The sequence below is a fragment of the Caulobacter sp. genome, assembly GCF_049283275.1.
GTDB lineage: Bacteria > Pseudomonadota > Alphaproteobacteria > Caulobacterales > Caulobacteraceae > Caulobacter.
The window spans coordinates 27,752-45,690 of record NZ_JBAPVS010000116.1 but is presented as its reverse complement, the minus strand read 5'-3'; the positions used below and the strand labels follow the sequence as shown (position 1 = coordinate 45,690).

The window sequence follows — 17,939 nt, the reverse complement described above, 5'->3', positions numbered from 1 at the left end:
GCCTCTATGTCGCCATGGCCACGCCCTTGGGCGAGGGGCGCGGTTTCGTCGTCGCCTCCAGCGATCCGTCCCGCCTGATCGCCGAGCCCGCCAAGGGTGCGGCCAGCGCCTTGATGCTGGCCGACGGCCAGATTCTCGCGGCGGCCGGCCGGCCGATCCAAGGCGCGACCAACCTGCGTGAAGCCTTCTCGCTGACCACCGAAGATTTTGGCGACGGCGCGGCGGCCCTGCGCGGCCGGTCGGTCGATGGCCGGGCGCTCGATGTCGCGATCCAGCCTCTGGCCCAGGGCGACCTGCTGGCCGCGGCCGCGGCCCGACCGCAGACGGTCGCCAATATCGATCGCCAGGTCATGGAAGGCGCCTTCTCGCTGCTGGCCCCGCTGGCCGTCGGCATCGCCCTGGCCCTGATGCTGGTGCTGCAGAGCCGCCGGGTGGAGACCGCCCAAAAGGAATTCGTCGATAGCGAGCAGCGTTTCCGCCTCGCCGTCGAGGCCGCCCGCTGCGGCATCTGGGAGTGGGAGCTGGGCGTCGATCAAGTGTTCATGTCCGACGTCACGGGCGCGATGTTCGGCTGGGGCGGCGGCGGCGTGGTGCCGGGACAGGAACTGCTGGATCGCGTCTCGGTCGATCATCGCGACAAGGTTCGTCAGGCCCTGGCCAACGCCGCGACCTATGGGGCCTTCGACGTGTCGTTCCGCGTGCCGTCGCGCGACGGCGGTCGCGCCATCTGGATCGACGCCCGCGGCCAAGGCTTCGGCAAGTCCGGCGAGGACGGCTATTCGCGGATCATCGGCGTGGCGCTGGACGTCACCGAGGAGCGCCTGGCCCAGGCCCGCGCCCAGGCCGCCGAGAACCGTCTGCGCGACGCCATTGAGAGCGTGTCCGAGGCCTTCGTGCTCTGGGACCGCCAGGGCCGGCTGCTGATGTGCAACCGCAACTACCGTGACGTCTTCAACCTCGAGCCCAAGCTGCTCAAGCCCGGCGCGCCGCGCAACGAAGTCAACCACTACGCGGCCATGGCCATCAAGCACGACCAGCCCGCTCCGGACGGCGCCAAGGGCGTGCGCGAGGCCGAGTTGAACGACGGCCGCTGGATCCAGATCAGCGAGCGCCGCACCGCCGAGGGCGGCCTGGTGATGACCGCCGCCGACATCACCGCCATCAAGAACCAGGACGAGGCCCGTCGCCTCAACGAAGAGCAGCTGCAGTACGCCGTCGCCGGCCTGGAGCGTTCGCAGGACCAACTGGCCGAGCTGGCGCGCAAGTACGAGATGGAGAAGGTCAAGGCCGAGGGCGCCAACCAGGCCAAGAGCGAGTTCCTGGCCAACATGTCCCACGAGCTGCGCACGCCGCTGAACGCCATCAACGGCTTCTCCGAGATCATGATGAACGAGATGTTCGGCCCGCTCGGCGACCAGCGCTACAAGGGCTACAGCCTGGACATCCACAATAGCGGCCAGCACCTGCTGGCCCTGATCAACGACATCCTCGACATGTCGAAGATCGAGGCCGGCAAGATGAACCTGAAGTTCGAACCGCTGAACCTCCAGGACGTCGCCGAAGACGCCGTGCGGTTGGTGCGTAACCGCGCCGAGGCCGCCGGTCTGAAGCTGGAGATCGACTTCCCCACACTGCCCGAGGTCGAGGCCGACTATCGCGCGGTCAAGCAGGTGCTGCTGAACCTGCTGTCCAACGCCATCAAGTTCACGCCACGCGCCGGCCGCATCACGGTGCAGGCCGAACTGCGGCGCGACCCGCTGGGCGAGCGCGTCCGGGTCTCGGTCGTCGACACGGGGATCGGCATCGCCCCCGAGGATCTGGCCCGACTGGCCAGGCCGTTCGAGCAGGTCGAAAGCCAACAGGCCAAGACGACCCAGGGCACAGGCCTGGGCCTGGCCCTGACCAAGTCGCTGGTCGAAATGCACGACGGCGCGCTGGAGATGGCCAGCACGCCAGGCGAAGGCACCACCGTCAGCTTCATCCTGCCGATCAACCAGGGCGGCTTCACCGCCCTGCGCGACTTCGCGGCGGCCTAGGTTCGCCGCCAGGCCTGCATGTGCGGATAGCCAAGCCCCCCGGCGGCCTTGGCGCGGCGGGGCTCATGGGTCAGGCCCCACAAGGCAAGCATCGGCACGCCGACATAGCCGCCTTGGCTGAAAGTGTCCGCCAACGCTTTGCCACCGCCGCGATAGCCGCCCTCGTGGAACGGCACCGAAGGATCCAGACCCAGATGGACCGCCGCCGCGAACGACCAGGCCAGGGCCGCCATCTCCTCGGCGGGATCGTTGGACACCGCCTCGTCCCGGCGCGCGGGATCGCCGACGGCGATGTGACCGGCCTCGTGCAACAGGTCACCCGGCCAGGCCAAGCGGGACGGATCGACCCGCAGCCCTCCACCCGCCACCACGACGCCCGGCAGGAAGGTCTCGCCCTCCAGCGTGGCGACCTCGACCGGGATCTGGATCTGGCGCAGGAACGCGACAATCCGGCTGACCAGCGGATCGGCGAAGTCGTCAGCCAAGGCCTCCGCCGCGCTTGGCGTCGCCATTGCGTCCCTCCCGTACGGCCGAGATGAAAGCCGCTCGTTCGTCGCCCGTAAAGCCGACCCGTCACCCGATCGGAAAACGAGGCTCGCGTCGAACGCCTCGGGCCTTGTGTCCGGGGCGTTTTCGTGGGCGCGACAACACTTAGGCAATTAACAAAGTATTTGTTGACGTGCGACGCATGCCGCAGATACTTAGGCACATGACTAACCAACCACCCTCGCTCGACCTGATGTTCCAGGCGCTGGCCGACCCCAGCCGGCGCATCATCGTCGAGCGGCTCTGCGCCGGCCCGGCCTCGGTCAGCGAACTGGCCCAGCCCTTGGCCATGTCGCTGCCCTCGGTGATGCAGCACCTGCAGCTCCTGGAGGGCAGCGGCCTGATCCGCTCGGAGAAGATCGGACGGGTGCGGACCTGCCGTCTGGAGCCCGACGCGCTCAGCGCCGCCGAGACCTGGATCAACGACCGCCGCGTGCTCATGGAACACAAGCTCGACCGCCTGGGGGAGTATTTGCGCGCCACGGCCGGCGACGAGGAAGACTGACTTTCAAATTCAAGAGGATAAGCATCATGATCGAACGTTCCGTGATCCACGCCACCTTCGTCATCAACCGGGTCTATGACGCCTCGCCCGCCCGGGTGTTCAGGGCGTTCTCCGATTCGGAGGCCCGCGACCGCTGGTTCGTGAAGTCCGAAGGTTGGCCCGTGGCCGACTACACTTACGACTTCCGGGTCGGCGGCCAGGAGCGCGGACGCTTCAGCCCCGACGGCAAGATGATCATCCTCAACGAGACCACCTACTGGGACATCGTCCCGGATCAGCGGCTGATCATGGCCTACGCCATGGACATCGATGGCAACCGCATCTCGGTGTCGATCGCCACGATCGAGATCAAGCCCGAAGGCAAGAAGACGCGGCTGACCTATACCGAACAGGGCGCGTTCCTCGACGGGTTCGACTTCCCGGCCCAGCGCGAGCAAGGCTGCCGCGAGCTGTACGAGAGGCTGGCGGAAGAACTCGAACGCCAGGGCGCGGAAGCCTAGCGAACGCCGCGCCAAGATTTGCCCCACCCGATCCATGGAGAGTCCATGTCCCTGACCCTGCACATGCATCCGTTGTCCTCGTATTGCTGGAAGGCGCTGATCGCCCTCTATGAGAACGACACGCCGTTCGAAGCCCAGGTGATCGACTTCGGCGATCTCGAAGCCGCCGCGGCGTTCAAGGCCCTGTGGCCGACGGCCAAGATGCCGCTGCTGCGCGATGAGGCGCGGAACCGCACGATCCCGGAAACGTCGATCATCATCGAACACCTGCAGGCAACCTATCCCGGCCCGGTGCGGTTCATCCCGGACGATCCGGAGGCCGCCCTGCGCGTGCGGTTGATGGACCGCCTGTTCGACCTCTATGTCATGACGCCGATGCAGGCGATCGTGGCCGACCGGATCCGTCCCGTCGATGTCGCCAAGGACCCCTATGGCGTCGCCCAAGCCCGTTCGCAGCTGGCCACGGCCTATGGCCTGCTCGAGACGGAACTGGCGGGCCGGACCTGGGCGGCGGGCGAGGATTTCACTCTGGCCGACTGCGCCGCGGCCCCGGCCTTGTTCTATGCCGACAAGGTGGCCCCGCTGGGCGAGACCTACCCCGTTGTCTCGGCCTATCTCGACCGCCTGCTGGCCCGCCCGTCGTTCGCGCGGGTGCTGCGGGAGGCCGAGCCCTATTTCGCGATGTTCCCGACCGAGTAGAGCGCCTAGGTCAAGGCGTCGGCTTCCCAGGCCAGGAATTCCGGCGTCTGCAGCAGGCGTTCGCAATAGGCCCCGGCCGGGCCGGTGTCGCCATAGTCCGACAGATGGATGCCATAGGTGCGGAAGCGGGTGGCGACCGGGGTGTAGAAGGCGTCGGCGATCGACCACTCGCCCAGCAGGAAGGGCCCGCCAGAGCGCTTGAGCAGCTGGCTCCAGCGCTCGACGATCTTGCGCACGTCCTTCTGGGTGGCCTCTGAGACGGCCACGACGCGCGGCGCCTCCTCCAGCGCCATCGGGCATTCGCCACGCAGCGACGAGAAGCCCGAATGCATCTCGGCCGCCGCCGAACGTCCCAGGGCCCGCACGGCCGCGTCCTGGGGCCAGAGCCTGGCGGCCGGGAATTTCTCGGCCAGATATTCGCAGATCGCCAGGGAGTCCCAGATCACCAGATCGCCGTCCTTGAGCGCCGGCACCAGATGGCTGGGCGAATGCTTGGCGAGCTCGGCCTCGGAGGTTCCGACCTGGCGCAGCTCCACCACGGTCTCCTTGAACGCCTCGCCGGTGCGCTTCAGCGCCAGCCAGGGCCGCAGCGACCAACTGGACCAGGACTTGGTGCCGACGATGATTTCCATGGCGAGCCTCTTTCGCGAGCGGACGAACGCCTGGGCTTAGCCTGAGCGTCGGCGCGCGACAACGCCGGCGGCGCGAACCTAGTCGTTTTCGCCGAGCATCGGTCTGGGAAAGACATAGGCCCAGGGATGCGGCTCGCCGGGCGGGCCGGTGTCGCGGCTCAGGGCGCGCCGCGTGCGGGCTCGGTTCAGCTCCTCGAACGGAACGATCTCCGCGGATCGGGCGGTCGGATCGGGACTTGGATTTGGCAAGGCGTGCATGGCGGACCTCCTGCAAAGCCGTCTGTCGCGGCCATGGACGCATTGAAGGCCTTCGCGTCTGAACGGGCATGGGCGCCTTCGTTGTCGGCCGTTCATCAAAGGGTCGGGAAAAGGCCGCGATTTCCCCTCTGGCCTTGCCGCTTCCCTTGCGTCTACAGTCGGCCCAACAATTAGAACAAATGTTTGAAGGGAGAGGCCCAGGATGGCGCAGGCGAAAACGCCTGGCGGCGCGCAGCCGCTGTACTCGAATGGCTACAAGGCCACGGTGCTTGGGCTTCTGCTCGCCACCTACACCTTCAACTTCATCGACCGCACGATCATCGCCACCATCGGCCAGGCCATCAAGGTCGACCTCAAGCTGACCGACACCCAGTTGGGCCTGCTGGGCGGCCTGTATTTCGCTCTGCTCTACACCCTGCTGGGCATTCCGATCGCCCGGATGGCGGAACGCTGGAACCGGGTGACGATCATCTCGATCTCCCTGGTCGTCTGGTCGGGCTTCACCGCCCTGTGCGGCAGCGCCTCCAGCTTCGCCCAGCTGGCCCTCTACCGCTTCGGCGTGGGGGTCGGCGAGGCCGGCTGCTCGCCGCCGTCGCACTCGCTGATCAGCGACTATTACGAGCCCAAGAAGCGCGCCTCGGCCCTGTCGATCTATTCGTTCGGCATCCCGCTGGGCACGATGTTCGGCGCCGTGGCCGGCGGCTGGCTGGCCCAGGAGTTCAGCTGGCGCGTGGCCTTCGTGATCGTCGGCCTGCCCGGCATCCTGCTGGCCGTGCTGGTCAAGCTGATCGTCAAGGAACCGCCGCGCGGCCATTCGGAGATCAAGGAACGCCCGCTCGAGGCCGAGGATCTGGTCGTCGAACCCGCCAAGCCGCCGTTCTCCCTGGCCGCCGAGTTCCGCGAGATCGGCGCTGTGATGAAGGTGCTGTTCGGCAAGTGGCCGGTGCTGCACATGATGCTGGGCGTGACCATCGCCTCGTTCGGCTCGTACGGTTCGGGCGCGTTCGTGCCGCCCTATTTCGTCCGCACCTACGGCCTGGGCCTGGCCCAGGTCGGTCTGATCGTCGGGCTGATCGGCGGTTTCTCGGCCGGGGTCGGCACGCTGGTGGGCGGCTTCCTGACCGACTGGTCGGGCAAGCGCAGCGCCAAGTGGTACGCCCTGGTGCCGGCCCTCGGCCTGCTGATCTGCACCCCGATCTACATCGCCGCCTACCTGCAGACCAACTGGCAGACCACCGCCCTGATCCTGCTGGTCCCCGGCATCTTCCACTACACCTACCTGGCCCCGACCTTCGGCGTCGTGCAGAACTCGGTCGAGCCGCGCCGCCGGGCCACGGCGACGGCCCTGCTGTTCTTCTTCCTCAACCTGATCGCCCTGGGCGGCGGACCCGTGTTCACCGGCTGGCTGATCGACCACCTGGCGCGGTTCCACTTCAATCACCCCGAAGCCTCCACGATCTTCCAGGCCCTGGGCGGCTCGTTCACCGACCCCGGCGCGGCCAGCTTCAACGCCCAGTGCCCCGGCGGCCTGGCACCGAAGGGCTCGCCCGCGGACCTCGCCAAGGCCTGCCACGGCGCCATGGCCCGGGCCACCCAGCAGGGCATCATCGTCTCGCTGTGCTTCTACGCCTGGGCCGCCCTGCACTACGCCCTGGCGGCGATCGGCATGGTCAAGCACATGCGGGAGCGGGCGGTGGCGCAGGCCTGAGCTAGTCAGTGCGCATGGCGTCGGCCCGGCTTTCAAGAAGGCCAGGCCGATGCGACTTCATCTCCGCGCGCAAGGTCAGCAGGGCGGTCCTGTTCGGCCCCTTGGGAGTCCGGCTGAGCAAGTCGTCGATCTTGGCCAGAGTCGCGTCGTTCAGGGCCAGGGCAGCCTGGACCCCCTCGATCATCAGCACGCGGAGATCGTTGGCTCGGCGGATCTTGCGGCGGCGGGGCGGCTTGGACTTGGGCATGCGGTTCTCCTCCTGGGAGGCGGACACGGCTGTCCGACCTCGGGCTTTCGCGGCGAGTGGGTGGGGAGGCGCGGAGCGGCCGGGCCAAGCCCGGAGACCGTGAGTGTGTGTTTGCGTTTCGGCGTGACCAGTCCGCTCCGCGGAACCGTTGGTCTCGAGGGACGGCGATTGAGGGCTTGTTTCATCCCGGTCGACGTTTCCCCTCGGGCGGGCAGGATCAGGTCGCCCGGAAGGGGCCGTCGGCGACTCCGACTGATCCTGGAACAGGCCGGTTTGAACTCCCAGCCCCGTCGACCCGCCCGTCCCGCCATCGCCCCCGCCGGACCGTGGAGCCTTCTGAGCCCCGCCGCCCGCCGCGATCCGATCGCCAGGCCCAGGCGGCCCCGCTCGGTTCCATCCCCATCGCCTGCTTGGGCCGGTACCAAGAGCCCTCCCCCGCGATGGGGACGGGTATGATTGTGCAACGGCTTTGAGCTCAGAGGACCGGTGACGCTCATTATTTTGCGGGACGTTGGAAGGACTGGGGTTTCTCAGGCCGCTAGCGGGGATCGAGGTCTGTCCATCCCCGCAAATCACCCTCTGGCTTCAGGGAGAGGGCGCGAGAACCCAAGTAATAATCCCCTTCCCTTGACTCACCCGGCGGACGGGACCAAACGCCCGCCTCATGATCACCCGCTATTCCCGCCCCGAAGCCGCCGCCATCTGGTCCAGCCAGACCAAGTACAAGATCTGGTTCGAGATCGAGGCCCACGCCGCCGACGCCATGGCCGAGCTGGGGGTCATCCCCAAGCTGGCGGCCGAAACGATCTGGGAAAAGGGCCGCGACGCGATCTGGGACAGCGACCGCATCGACGAGATCGAGCGCGTCACCAAGCATGACGTCATCGCCTTCCTGACCCACGTGGCCGAGATCGTCGGTCCCGAGGCCCGCTTCCTGCACCAGGGCATGACCAGTTCGGACGTGCTGGACACCTGCTTCGCCGTGCAGCTGAGCAGAGCCACCGACCTGCTGCTGGAAGACGTCGACCTGATCCTGGCGGCCCTGAAGCGCCGGGCCCTGGAACACAAGATGACCGTCTGCGTCGGCCGCAGCCACGGCATCCACGCCGAACCGATCACCTTCGGCCTGAAGCTGGCCGGCTACTACGCCGAGTTCCAGCGCGCCAAGGAGCGCCTGGCGATGGCCAAGTTCGAGATCGCCACCTGCGCGATCAGCGGCGCCGTGGGCACCTTCGCCAATGTCGATCCGCGCGTCGAACAGCACGTGGCCGACAAGATGGGCCTGGTCGTCGAGCCGGTCTCGACCCAGGTGATCCCGCGCGACCGCCACGCGGCCTTTTTCTGCGCCCTGGGCGTGGTCGCCTCGTCGGTCGAGCGCCTGGCCACCGAGATCCGCCACCTGCAGCGCACCGAGGTGCTGGAGGCCGAGGAGCCGTTCGAGGTCGGGCAGAAGGGCAGCTCGGCCATGCCGCACAAGCGCAACCCGATCCTGACCGAGAACCTGACCGGCCTGGCCCGGCTGGTCCGCTCGGCCGTGACCCCGGCCCTGGAGAACGTCGCCCTCTGGCACGAGCGCGACATCAGCCATTCGTCGGTCGAGCGCGGCATCGGTCCGGACGCCACCATCCACCTCGACTTCGCCCTGCGCCGCCTGGCGGGGGTGATCGAGCGCTTCAACATCTATCCCGACAACATGGCCAAGAACCTGGACAAGCTGGGGGGCCTGGTGTTCTCGCAGCGGGTGATGCTGGCCTTGACCCAGAAGGGCGTGTCGCGCGAGGACGCCTATGCCGCCGTGCAGGGCAATTCGATGAAGGTGTGGCGCGGCGAAGGCCGGTTCATCGACTTCCTGAAGGCCGACCCGGTGGTCTCCAAGGCCCTGAGCGACGCCGAGCTCGAGGAGCTGTTCGACTACGGCTATCACACCAAGAACGTCGACGTGATCTTCAAGCGGGTGTTCGGCGAGCAAGCCTAGGGGTTCGTCGCCGATGAAGCCGCCCTCGTCCTTCGCCAAGCTCAGGATGAGGGCTGCTTTTCGCGCCGGTCCAGTAGGAAACCTCATCCTGAGCTTGTCGAAGGACGAGGTTTCCGGCCCAGGAAACGTCTCCCATGACCCGTAAATCAGGCTTCCCGGCGGTCGTCGACGCAAACACACGCGTCCTGATCCTGGGCAGCCTGCCGGGCGAGGCCTCGCTGGCGCTCGCCCAGTACTACGGCAATCCGCGCAACGCCTTCTGGCGGCTGATGGAAGGCGTGCTGGACACGCCCCTCGTCCCGCTGGCTTATGACGACCGCCTGGCCGCCCTGCTCTCGCACCGCGTCGGTCTTTGGGATGTGATCGGCGAGGCCGAACGCCCCGGCAGCCTGGACGCCGCCATCCGTGATCCCGCCGCCAACGACCTGGTCACCCTGATCGAGACCCTGCCGAACCTGCGCGCGGTCGCCTTCAACGGCGGGACGGCGGCCAAGCTGGGCGGCCGACTGATCGGCGACCGTGTCGCCACCCTGGCCCTGCCCTCCTCCAGCCCGGCCCACGCGGCGCGCTCGTTCGAGCAAAAGGCCGACACCTGGCGGGCCATCAGCGACTGGCTTGCCTGAGGATCTCGCGGCGTCCGCTCGCATTACAGGTTATTCATCTGCACCAGCCCTGTAACTAGGGCAGCATCCCCTCATCCGAGGGGAGATCTTTTCCGTATGCGCACGTTACTGCTGACCGTCGTCTCGGCGGTCGCCTTGTCTTCCGCCGCCTTCGCGACCGAACCCGGCAAGCCCCAGCCTAGAAAGCCGATGTACGGCGCCTGGGGCGTCGATCTGACCGCCCGCGACACCAGCACCAAGCCGGGCGACAACTTCGACAAGTACGTCAACGGCGCCTGGTTCGCCCGCACCCAAATCCCGCCGGACCAGGGCGGCGCGGGCGCGGGCAACGACATTTATAACCGCTCTCAGGACCAGCTTCGGGCGGTAATCGAGAAGGCCCCGGCCTCGACCCAGTTGGGCGGGCTCTACAAGAGCTTCTCCGACGAGGCCAAGGTCGAGGAGGTCGACGACAAGCCGCTGAAGGCCGATCTGGCCAAGTTAGCGGCTGTGAAAGACAAGGTCGCGTTCGCGCGGCTGATGGGCGCCTCGCATGGCGGCTTCGGCGCCGACCTGTTCCAGTTGGACGTGGCCCCGGACGTCAAGAGCACCGAGGCCAATACCCTCTACGTCTACCAGGCCGGCTTGGGCCTGCCCGAGCGCGACTACTACCTGACCGACGAATTCAAGCCCCAGCGCGAGGCCTATGCGGCATTCGTGCAACGCAACCTCGCCGCAGCCGGCTATGCCGATCCGGCCAAGGCGGCCGCCGACGTCATGGCCCTGGAGACTCGTATCGCCAAGGTCAGCTGGCCCGCCGCCGACCGACGCGACGCGGAGAAGACCTACAATCCCGTAACCCCGGCCCAGCTGGCGGCCTATGCGCCGTCGTTCCCCTGGAACGATTACCTTGCGGGGGCCGGAGCGCCGGGCCTGAACAAGGTGGTGCTGAACGAGAACACTGCCATCCGCGATATCGCCAAGATCTACGACGAGACCCCGCTGGAGACTCTGAAGGCATGGCAGGCTTCCCAGGTGATCGAGGACGCCTCGCCCTACCTGTCCAAGCGGTTCGTCGACAGCCGCTTCGAGTACATCAAGGTGCTAACCGGCCAGATGGTGCTCCGCCCCCGCTGGAAGCGCGGCGTGCAACTGGTCGACGGCAGCCTGGGCGAACTGGTCGGGCGGACCTATGTCGAGACCTATTTCCCGCCCAGCTCCAAGGCCCAGATGGTCGAGATGATCGACAACCTGAAGGTCGCCATGGCCAAGCGCATCGACGACGCGCCGTGGATGAGCGCGTCGACCAGGGCGGCGGCCCACAGCAAGCTCAAGCGCATGCAGGTAATGGTGGGCTATCCCGACAAGTGGCGCGACTATGCCGGGCTGAAGATCGACGCCGACGACCTGTACGGCAACGTCTCGCGCAGCCGCGCTTTCGAATGGGCCTACGAGCGCAGCGACCTGGGCAAGGTCGTCGACCACGGCAAATGGCAGATGACCCCGCAGACGGTGAACGCCTACAACGACACCTCGCAGAACCAGATCGTCTTCCCGGCCGCGATCCTTCAGGCCCCCATGTTTGATCCGGCGGCCGACCCGGCGGTCAATTACGGCGCCATCGGTGCGGTGATCGGCCACGAGATCAGCCACGGCTTCGACGACCAGGGCCGCAAGTACGACGAGACGGGCGCCCTGCGCGACTGGTGGACCGCCGAGGACGGCAAGCGCTTCGACGCCCAGGCCGAGGTTCTGGGCAAGCAGTACGACAGCTACGAAGGCGCGCCGGGCATGTTCATCAAGGGCAAGCTGACCATGGGCGAGAACATCGCCGACCTAGCCGGCCTGCAGGTGGCGCTGGACGCCTACCATGCGTCGCTGGGCGGCAAGCTGGCGCCGGTGATCGACGGCCTGACCGGCGACCAGCGCCTATTCCTGGCTTTCGGCCAGGCCTGGCGCAGCAAGGTGCGTGACGACACGTTGAAGTCGCAGATCGCCTCGGACCCGCACTCGCCCCCGGCCTTCCGCGCCATCGGCCCCACCCGCAACATCGACGCCTGGTACGACGCCTTCGGGGTCAAGCCCGGCGACACCTATTATCTGAAGCCGGAAGACCGCTCGCGGATCTGGTAGCGTAATCACAAAGCAAAAGGGCCGCCCCGAGGGGCGGCCCTTTCTGCATTGAAAGGCCGAAAGCCTTATTCGCCGGCGGCGATCTGGCCGCGGGCCAGGGCCAGAAGTTCGTCCATCTTCCGACGGACCTCGCCCTCGCCGACATTGACGCCCGAGCTCTTCAGGTCGCCGGCGACCTTGCGCAGCACGTCCTCGTCGCCGGGCTGCTCGAAATCGGACTTCACCACGGCGCGGGCGTAGTCATCGATCGTCGCCAGGCCCATCAGCGAGGCCGCCCATTCGCCCAGCAGGCGATTGCGGCGGGCGGTCGCCTTGAATTCCTGTTCCTGCTCCAGCGCGAACTTGCGTTCGAAACCCTGTTCGCGTTCGTCGAAGGTGGTCATGAAAGCCCCAATAGTCTTTGAGCCGGCTGCATATCCCGTGGCGAGCCGCCCGGCAATCGTAAGCTAACGTCACATTGTCCATGATCCGCTCACAATCCCGCCGATGAGACCAGGGCTGTTTGCGCCAGGCGCCGCGTTCAGCTAGTTTCGAGCCGACATTTTTCGTGAGCGGCCTTGAGTCGAACGCCGCGCGCAGCTATCCGCCGCGCGCGCTTTTCGTTTCTCTGGACAAGAGGCGCCCGCAACCAGAAGGGCCTCGACGAGAGCCATGACCACCCGCCGCAAGAAGATTTACGAAGGCAAGGCCAAGATTCTGTACGAGGGCCCCGAGCCGGGCACCCTCATCCAGTACTTCAAGGACGACGCCACCGCCTTCAACGCTCAAAAGAAGGCCGTGCTTGAAGGCAAGGGCGTGATCAACAATCGGATCAGCGAGTACATGATGACTCGCCTGAACGCGATCGGCGTCCAGAACCACTTCATCCGCCGCCTCAGCCTTCGCGAGCAGCTTATCAAGGAAGTCGAGATCATCCCGCTCGAAGTGGTGGTGCGCAATGTCGCCGCCGGTTCGATCGCCACGCGCCTGGGCCTGGCCGAAGGCACCCCGCTGCCGCGCTCGATCATCGAATTCTACTACAAGGACGACAAGCTGGGCGACCCGATGGTCTCCGAGGAGCACATCACCGCGTTCAACTGGGCCGCCACCCAGGAGATCGACGACATGATGGCCATGGCCCTGCGGGTGAACGACTATATGAGCGGCCTGTTCAGCGCCGTCGGCATCACCCTGGTGGACTTCAAGATCGAGTTCGGCCGCGTCTACGAAGGCGACTTCAGCCGCGTGATCCTGGCCGACGAGATCAGCCCCGACAGCTGCCGTCTGTGGGACTCGACCACCAACGAGAAAATGGACAAGGACCGGTTCCGTCGGGACATGGGCAATGTCATCGAAAGCTACACCGAGGTGGCCCGCCGCCTCGGCATCATGAAGGAAATGCCCACCGTCATCCAAGGCGGCGTGCACTAAGGTTGGGATCTCCTCCCCCGTGCAACGGGGGAGGAGGCGCGATGCGAATACGCATCGTGACGGAGGGGGCGCACCGCCCGATCGCCGTGGATGGGGACGCCCCCTCCACCGCTTCGCGGTCCCCCTCCCCCGTTACACGGGTGAGGAGAAGAAGTTGAAAGCCAAGGTTCAAGTGTTCCTTAAGCCCGGCGTCCTGGACGTCCAGGGCAAGGCCGTCGAAGCCGCCCTGCACGGCCTGGGATGGGCCGGCGTTTCGGGCGTGCGGATGGGCCGCACGATCGAGTTCGACCTGGCCGAGACCGAGCCCGCCAAGGCCGAGACCGAGGTCAAGGCCATGTGCGACAAGCTGCTCGCCAACGCGGTGATCGAAAGCTACACGGTCAGCCTCGGCTAAGGTCGTTCCGACGCCTCAGGCGCCGAAGCTCACGCGCAGGGTCGCCAGGCTGGTTTCCCGGATCGGCTCCAGGTCGAGTCCGGGATCCACCAGCATCTGGGTGCTCAGCCCCAGCAGCAGCGCCCCCACCATCAGGGCGGCCGCATCCGCATCGAGGCCCGGACGGACCGATCCGTCGGCCTGACCGCGCAGGAACAGGGCCTCCAGCCGCACTTCGACGTCCTTGTGCGCCGCCGCGAACGGCGCGCGCAGGTCCGACACCTCGGCCACCGCCCCGGCCATCAGCACGAAATAGGCCCGCGTCTCGCCATCCTGCTGCAGGTTGCGCAGATAGATGTCGACGAAGCCGAGCACCGCCTCCAGCCCGCTGGCGGACTCCAGGTCGCGGTCGGCCAGCAGATGCTCCAGCCGCGCCCGCAGCCTCGCGATCAGCGCCTCGATCAGCCCCTGCTTGGACCCGAACTTCTGGGTCGCCAGCCCCCGGCTGTAGCCCGCCCTCGCCCCGATGTTCTCGAAGGTGGCGGCGGCCATGCCGCGTTCCAGGATCAGTTGGGCGGCCGCGCCCAGCAGCTCGCTCTCCGACTGCTGGCGGCGGTCCGACTGGCTGCGGCGGACGGGCGGAACCTTAAGGGCGGATGTCATCTTGCGCAGACTACTTATTTGTTGAACAACTAGCAAATAACAAAGGCGGCCGCAGAGCCGCTCCCGGAGGAGCTAGGAGCCCGCGCATGACCATCCCCGTGGATATCGCCAACACCATCGTCGATCCCAAGGCCTATGCCGACGGCGACCGGATCGACCAGGCCTTCGCCCAGCTGCGCCGCGAAAGTCCCCTGGACGTGGCCCAGCCCGAGGGCTTCGACCCCTTCTGGGTGGTCACCCGTCATGCCGACATCCTGGAGGTCGAGCGCCAGAACGAGCTGTTCCACAACGGCGACCGGGCGACGATCGTCACCAATATCGAGGCCGACAAGAAGGTGCGCGAGATGATGGGCGGCTCGCCCCACCTGGTGCGCTCCCTGGTCCAGATGGATAATCCCGACCACTTCGCCTATCGCCGCGTGACCCAGGGCTCGCTGCTGCCGCAGAACCTGCGGACCTTGGAGGCGCGGATCCGCGAGATCGCCCGCGGCTTCGTCGACCGCATGGCCGAGCAGGGCGATCGCTGCGACTTCGCCCGCGACGTGGCCTTCCTCTATCCGCTGCACGTGATCATGGAGGTCCTGGGCGTGCCCGAGGCCGACGAGCCGCGGATGCTGAAACTGACCCAGGAACTGTTCGGCAACGCCGATCCGGACCTCAACCGGGCGGGCAAGACCTTCACCGACATCAGCGAGGGCCTGGACAGCCTGCAGTCGGTGGTGATGGACTTCATGATGTATTTCAACGCCATGACCGAGGACCGCCGCGCCAATCCGCGCGAGGACCTGGCCAGCATCATCGCCAATGGCAAGATCGACGGCCAGCCGATGGGCCACCTGGAGGCGATGGGCTACTACATCATCGCCGCCACCGCCGGCCACGACACCACCTCCTCGACCACCGCCGGCGCCCTGTGGGCCCTGGCCGAGAACCCCGACCAGTTCGCCCGCGTCAAGGCCGATCCCGGCCTGATCCCCGGCCTGGTCGAGGAGTCGATCCGCTGGGTGACGCCGGTGAAGCACTTCATGCGCACCGCCACCGCCGACGCCGAACTGGCCGGCCGCAAGATCGCCAAGGGCGACTGGATGATGCTGTCCTACCCCTCCGGCAACCGCGACGAAGCGGTGTTCGACGATCCGTTCAGCTTCCGCATCGACCGCACGCCCAACAAGCACGTGGCCTTCGGCTATGGCGCCCATGTCTGCCTGGGCCAGCACCTGGCGCGCATGGAGATGCGGGTGTTGTGGGAAGAGCTGTTCGCCCGCCTCGACAGCGTCGAACTGGACGGCCAGCCCACCCGCATGACCGCCAACTTCGTCTGCGGCCCCAAGTCGGTGCCGATCCGCTTCAAGATGCACTGAGGCGACGATGACCGCGCCCTTCAAGGTCTGGCAGTGCCGAACCTGCGGCTACATCTATGACGAAACCGAGGGCGATCCGGGCGAGGGCCTGGCGCCGGGAACCCGGTGGGCGGACATTCCCGCGTCGTGGATCTGTCCACTGTGCGGCACGCCGAAGGCCGACTTCGACATGATCGAGCTTTGACGGCGGCCGAGCTTTTCTCGCGCCCGCCCCTTCCCCTAGCCGCCTGGCCGCACGATGTTCGGTGGACGCAGGATGGGGAACGTCATGAGCGCGAAGTACGAACTGGCCCAGGTCAATATCGGTCGCCTGCGCGCGCCGGTCGATCATCCGATGATCAAGGACTTCTTCGACAACCTCGACCCAATCAACGCCTTGGCCGAGAGCTCGCCCGGCTTCGTCTGGCGGCTGAAGGGCGAGGGCAACAACGCCGCCGACCTGCAGCCGTTCGAAGACCCGCTGGTGGCGATCAATATGTCGGTGTGGACCGACATCCCGTCGCTGGGCGCCTTCGTCTATCGCAGCGGCCACATCCAGTTCATGCGCCGCCGCCGTGAATGGTTCGAGCACATGGACCTCTACATGGTCCTGTGGTGGGTTCCAGCCGGCCATCGCCCGACCATCGAGGAGGCCAAGTCCAAGCTGGCGCTGCTCGAAGCCAACGGCCCGACGCCGGACGCCTTCACCTTCAAGGTCCCCTTCCCCGCGCCCGACCAGGCGAACGTGGAGCCGGTGCTGGACGAGTGCGCCTAGGCACGGTTGGGGACGCGACAGACCCCGTCTGAACGCTTCGGCCGCCCGTGAGTTGTTTCAACAGGGCCTTGTCGGTCCTGACTGGGACAGTATCGATGAGCGTAGGCCGCAGGGACTTCCTCTTGGGATCCGGCTTGGCGATGGCCGCGGGGCCGGCCCTGGCGCGGCAGGTCGCTTCTCAGGCCGCGCCGCTCGCCTCATACCCCAAGCCGACACCGCCGACGTCGTACCCTAAGCCGACGCCGCCTAGCGCTTATGCCAAGCCTGCGCCCCCGAACGCGTATCCCAACCCCGGCGTCGCGACCGCCGCGCCCGGCGCTCCGCTGCCGCGGGTCGATTGGGCCGCCGTGAAGGCCCAGTTCGAAACCGCGCCCGACCAGATCAACATGAGCGCCATGCTGATCACCACCCACCCGCTGCCGGTGCGCAAGGCGATCGACCAGTTCCGCCGCGAGTTGGACTGGCGGCCCGTGACCTATCTGGAGGACAACAACCGCCGCCTGCAGAGCTACAGCCGCGCCGCCGCCGGCCGTTATCTGGGCTTGGAGAGCAACCAGGTCGCCCTGATCGACAGCACCACCATGGGCGCAGGGCTGATCTATAGCGGGCTGAAGCTGTTGCCCGGCGACGAGATCATCACCACCAACCAGGACTATTACATCACCCACGAGAGCCTGCGCCGCGCCGCCCTGCGCAACGGCTCGGTCGTGCGGCGCATCCACCTGTTCGACAGCATCGAGACGGTGTCGGAGCCGCAGATGGTCGGCCGGCTGATGATGGCGATCACGCCCCGGACCCGCGCCCTGGCCCTGACCTGGGTGCACTCCAGCACAGGGCTGAAGCTTCCCCTGCCGGCCATCGCCGCCGCCTTGGCCCAGGTCAACGCCACGCGTCAGCCGATGGAACAGGTCCTGCTGATCGTCGACGGGGTGCATGGGTTCGGCAATCAGGACGTCACCCTGGCCAGCCTGGGCGCCGACATCTTCTTCGCAGGCTGCCACAAGTGGCTGTTCGGCCCGCGCGGCACCGGGATCATCGCCGCCAACGCCCGCGGCTGGCAGCGGCTGCGGCCGATCATCCCGACCTATGTCGACAGCGCCGCCTGGACCGCCTGGATCAACAACGCGCCGCTGCTGGAGGACACCGACGGTCCGCTGATGTCGCCCGGCGGCTTCAAAGCCTTCGAGCACCTGTGGTCGATCCCGGCGGCGATCGAGTTCCACGAGAAGATCGGCAAGGCTCAGGTGGCGGCCCGCACCGCCGAACTAGCCAACCAGCTGAAAGCCGGACTGGCGCTGATGCCGCATGTGCGCCTGGTCACGCCCCGCGATCCGCGACTGTCGGCCGGCATCGTCTCGTTCGACGTCCAGGGCCTGTCGGCGGATTCGGCCGTGGCGGCGTTGCGCCGTCGCCGGGTCGTCGCCTCCGCCGCGCCCTATGCGATCCAACACGTGCGGCTGACGCCTTCGATCATGAACTCGCCGGCCGAGGTGGACCAGGCGTTGATGGAAGTTCGCGGCCTGGCGAGCGTTTAAGG

General features: G+C 67.0%; 20 protein-coding genes. 14 read left to right on the top strand and 6 right to left on the bottom strand.

Annotation, left to right across the window (positions count from 1 at the left end; genetic code table 11):
* The coding region (locus WAL33_RS05760) for an ATP-binding protein (protein WP_422179368.1) at positions 1–2,036 on the top strand (2,036 nt) is incomplete at its 5' end.
* On the opposite strand, the gene WAL33_RS05755 is transcribed toward WAL33_RS05760, so the two are convergent.
* Positions 2,033–2,548 (bottom strand): hypothetical protein, encoded by a 516-nt coding sequence (locus tag WAL33_RS05755; protein WP_422179366.1) that lies wholly within the window; start codon positions 2,546–2,548, stop codon positions 2,033–2,035. The two genes, WAL33_RS05760 and WAL33_RS05755, sit on opposite strands and share 4 nt — an antisense overlap.
* Before the next feature lie 197 nt (positions 2,549–2,745).
* On the opposite strand from WAL33_RS05755, the gene WAL33_RS05750 reads away from it, so the two are divergent.
* From WAL33_RS05750 to WAL33_RS05740, 3 genes are read left to right on the top strand one after another with little or no spacing between them, the layout of a single operon-like run.
* Positions 2,746–3,087 carry an ArsR/SmtB family transcription factor gene (locus WAL33_RS05750; RefSeq protein ID WP_422179364.1) on the top strand — a complete coding sequence of 114 codons (342 nt, stop codon included), beginning with the start codon at positions 2,746–2,748 and terminating at the stop codon, positions 3,085–3,087.
* A gap of 26 nt (positions 3,088–3,113) precedes the next feature.
* A complete protein-coding gene (locus tag WAL33_RS05745) occupies positions 3,114–3,587 on the top strand; it encodes an SRPBCC family protein (protein WP_422179362.1) in 474 nt (157 codons plus the stop codon).
* A gap of 45 nt (positions 3,588–3,632) precedes the next feature.
* On the top strand, positions 3,633–4,286 hold the full coding sequence (locus tag WAL33_RS05740; RefSeq protein ID WP_422179360.1) for a glutathione S-transferase family protein: 654 nt from the start codon (positions 3,633–3,635) through the stop codon (positions 4,284–4,286).
* Positions 4,287–4,291: 5 nt separating this feature from the next.
* Here the strand turns inward: WAL33_RS05740 and WAL33_RS05735 are convergent, their stop codons facing one another.
* Positions 4,292–4,918 carry a glutathione S-transferase family protein gene (locus WAL33_RS05735; RefSeq protein ID WP_422179358.1) on the bottom strand — a complete coding sequence of 209 codons (627 nt, stop codon included), beginning with the start codon at positions 4,916–4,918 and terminating at the stop codon, positions 4,292–4,294.
* 78 nt (positions 4,919–4,996) lie between these two features.
* On the bottom strand, positions 4,997–5,176 hold the full coding sequence (locus WAL33_RS05730) for a hypothetical protein (RefSeq protein ID WP_422179356.1): 180 nt from the start codon (positions 5,174–5,176) through the stop codon (positions 4,997–4,999).
* Positions 5,177–5,378: 202 nt separating this feature from the next.
* Here WAL33_RS05730 and WAL33_RS05725 point away from each other — a divergent pair, with 202 nt between their 5' ends.
* The gene (locus tag WAL33_RS05725; RefSeq protein WP_422179354.1) at positions 5,379–6,884 is read left to right on the top strand and encodes a spinster family MFS transporter; all 1,506 of its coding nucleotides are present in this window, start codon (positions 5,379–5,381) and stop codon (positions 6,882–6,884) included.
* Position 6,885: 1 nt separating this feature from the next.
* On the opposite strand, the gene WAL33_RS05720 is transcribed toward WAL33_RS05725, so the two are convergent.
* Positions 6,886–7,131 carry a hypothetical protein gene (locus WAL33_RS05720; protein WP_422179352.1) on the bottom strand — a complete coding sequence of 82 codons (246 nt, stop codon included), beginning with the start codon at positions 7,129–7,131 and terminating at the stop codon, positions 6,886–6,888.
* A 664-nt stretch (positions 7,132–7,795) separates the two neighbouring features.
* On the opposite strand from WAL33_RS05720, the gene purB reads away from it, so the two are divergent.
* From purB to WAL33_RS05705, 3 genes are all read left to right on the top strand, one after another.
* Positions 7,796–9,106, top strand: coding sequence for an adenylosuccinate lyase (purB, locus tag WAL33_RS05715; RefSeq protein ID WP_422179350.1), 1,311 nt, complete (start codon positions 7,796–7,798; stop codon positions 9,104–9,106).
* A gap of 134 nt (positions 9,107–9,240) precedes the next feature.
* Positions 9,241–9,729 carry a DNA-deoxyinosine glycosylase gene (locus tag WAL33_RS05710; RefSeq protein WP_422179348.1) on the top strand — a complete coding sequence of 163 codons (489 nt, stop codon included), beginning with the start codon at positions 9,241–9,243 and terminating at the stop codon, positions 9,727–9,729.
* A gap of 96 nt (positions 9,730–9,825) precedes the next feature.
* Entirely contained in the window at positions 9,826–11,841 is a 2,016-nt protein-coding gene (locus WAL33_RS05705) for a M13 family metallopeptidase (protein ID WP_422179346.1), read from the top strand.
* Positions 11,842–11,906: 65 nt separating this feature from the next.
* Here the strand turns inward: WAL33_RS05705 and WAL33_RS05700 are convergent, their stop codons facing one another.
* Positions 11,907–12,224, bottom strand: a complete 318-nt coding sequence (locus WAL33_RS05700; RefSeq protein ID WP_422179344.1) for a DUF1476 domain-containing protein — start codon at positions 12,222–12,224, stop codon at positions 11,907–11,909.
* Between the two features lie 268 nt (positions 12,225–12,492).
* Here WAL33_RS05700 and purC point away from each other — a divergent pair, with 268 nt between their 5' ends.
* Both purC and purS read left to right on the top strand, forming a co-directional pair.
* A complete protein-coding gene (purC, locus tag WAL33_RS05695) occupies positions 12,493–13,251 on the top strand; it encodes a phosphoribosylaminoimidazolesuccinocarboxamide synthase (protein WP_422179342.1) in 759 nt (252 codons plus the stop codon).
* A 154-nt stretch (positions 13,252–13,405) separates the two neighbouring features.
* The gene (purS, locus tag WAL33_RS05690) at positions 13,406–13,645 is read left to right on the top strand and encodes a phosphoribosylformylglycinamidine synthase subunit PurS (protein ID WP_422179340.1); all 240 of its coding nucleotides are present in this window, start codon (positions 13,406–13,408) and stop codon (positions 13,643–13,645) included.
* Between the two features lie 15 nt (positions 13,646–13,660).
* On the opposite strand, the gene WAL33_RS05685 is transcribed toward purS, so the two are convergent.
* Positions 13,661–14,287, bottom strand: a complete 627-nt coding sequence (locus tag WAL33_RS05685) for a TetR/AcrR family transcriptional regulator (RefSeq protein WP_422179338.1) — start codon at positions 14,285–14,287, stop codon at positions 13,661–13,663.
* Between the two features lie 86 nt (positions 14,288–14,373).
* Here WAL33_RS05685 and WAL33_RS05680 point away from each other — a divergent pair, with 86 nt between their 5' ends.
* The 4 genes from WAL33_RS05680 to WAL33_RS05665 all read left to right on the top strand — a co-directional run bounded on the left by WAL33_RS05680 (position 14,374) and on the right by WAL33_RS05665 (position 17,937).
* The gene (locus WAL33_RS05680) at positions 14,374–15,648 is read left to right on the top strand and encodes a cytochrome P450 (protein ID WP_422179336.1); all 1,275 of its coding nucleotides are present in this window, start codon (positions 14,374–14,376) and stop codon (positions 15,646–15,648) included.
* Between the two features lie 7 nt (positions 15,649–15,655).
* Complete coding sequence (locus tag WAL33_RS05675; protein ID WP_422179334.1) at positions 15,656–15,832, top strand: rubredoxin; 177 nt, start codon at positions 15,656–15,658, stop codon at positions 15,830–15,832.
* Between the two features lie 84 nt (positions 15,833–15,916).
* On the top strand, positions 15,917–16,402 hold the full coding sequence (locus WAL33_RS05670; protein WP_422179332.1) for a DUF3291 domain-containing protein: 486 nt from the start codon (positions 15,917–15,919) through the stop codon (positions 16,400–16,402).
* 347 nt (positions 16,403–16,749) lie between these two features.
* Positions 16,750–17,937, top strand: coding sequence for an aminotransferase class V-fold PLP-dependent enzyme (locus WAL33_RS05665; protein WP_422179331.1), 1,188 nt, complete (start codon positions 16,750–16,752; stop codon positions 17,935–17,937).
* The last annotated feature ends 2 nt before the right edge of the window (positions 17,938–17,939 follow it).

What these genes read in the sequence shown, in the direction of transcription:
- WAL33_RS05735 (WP_422179358.1), bottom strand. Translation starts at nt 4,918, where the DNA reads ATGGAAATCATCGTCGGCACCAAGTCCTGGTCCAGTTGGTCGCTGCGG.
- WAL33_RS05680 (WP_422179336.1), top strand. Translation starts at nt 14,374, where the DNA reads ATGACCATCCCCGTGGATATCGCCAACACCATCGTCGATCCCAAGGCC.
- WAL33_RS05745 (WP_422179362.1), top strand. Translation starts at nt 3,114, where the DNA reads ATGATCGAACGTTCCGTGATCCACGCCACCTTCGTCATCAACCGGGTC.
- WAL33_RS05700 (WP_422179344.1), bottom strand. Translation starts at nt 12,224, where the DNA reads ATGACCACCTTCGACGAACGCGAACAGGGTTTCGAACGCAAGTTCGCG.
- WAL33_RS05710 (WP_422179348.1), top strand. Translation starts at nt 9,241, where the DNA reads ATGACCCGTAAATCAGGCTTCCCGGCGGTCGTCGACGCAAACACACGC.
- WAL33_RS05755 (WP_422179366.1), bottom strand. Translation starts at nt 2,548, where the DNA reads ATGGCGACGCCAAGCGCGGCGGAGGCCTTGGCTGACGACTTCGCCGAT.
- WAL33_RS05720 (WP_422179352.1), bottom strand. Translation starts at nt 7,131, where the DNA reads ATGCCCAAGTCCAAGCCGCCCCGCCGCCGCAAGATCCGCCGAGCCAAC.
- WAL33_RS05685 (WP_422179338.1), bottom strand. Translation starts at nt 14,287, where the DNA reads ATGACATCCGCCCTTAAGGTTCCGCCCGTCCGCCGCAGCCAGTCGGAC.
- WAL33_RS05725 (WP_422179354.1), top strand. Translation starts at nt 5,379, where the DNA reads ATGGCGCAGGCGAAAACGCCTGGCGGCGCGCAGCCGCTGTACTCGAAT.
- WAL33_RS05675 (WP_422179334.1), top strand. Translation starts at nt 15,656, where the DNA reads ATGACCGCGCCCTTCAAGGTCTGGCAGTGCCGAACCTGCGGCTACATC.
- WAL33_RS05740 (WP_422179360.1), top strand. Translation starts at nt 3,633, where the DNA reads ATGTCCCTGACCCTGCACATGCATCCGTTGTCCTCGTATTGCTGGAAG.
- WAL33_RS05750 (WP_422179364.1), top strand. Translation starts at nt 2,746, where the DNA reads ATGACTAACCAACCACCCTCGCTCGACCTGATGTTCCAGGCGCTGGCC.
- purC (WP_422179342.1), top strand. Translation starts at nt 12,493, where the DNA reads ATGACCACCCGCCGCAAGAAGATTTACGAAGGCAAGGCCAAGATTCTG.
- WAL33_RS05670 (WP_422179332.1), top strand. Translation starts at nt 15,917, where the DNA reads ATGAGCGCGAAGTACGAACTGGCCCAGGTCAATATCGGTCGCCTGCGC.
- WAL33_RS05705 (WP_422179346.1), top strand. Translation starts at nt 9,826, where the DNA reads ATGCGCACGTTACTGCTGACCGTCGTCTCGGCGGTCGCCTTGTCTTCC.
- WAL33_RS05730 (WP_422179356.1), bottom strand. Translation starts at nt 5,176, where the DNA reads ATGCACGCCTTGCCAAATCCAAGTCCCGATCCGACCGCCCGATCCGCG.
- purB (WP_422179350.1), top strand. Translation starts at nt 7,796, where the DNA reads ATGATCACCCGCTATTCCCGCCCCGAAGCCGCCGCCATCTGGTCCAGC.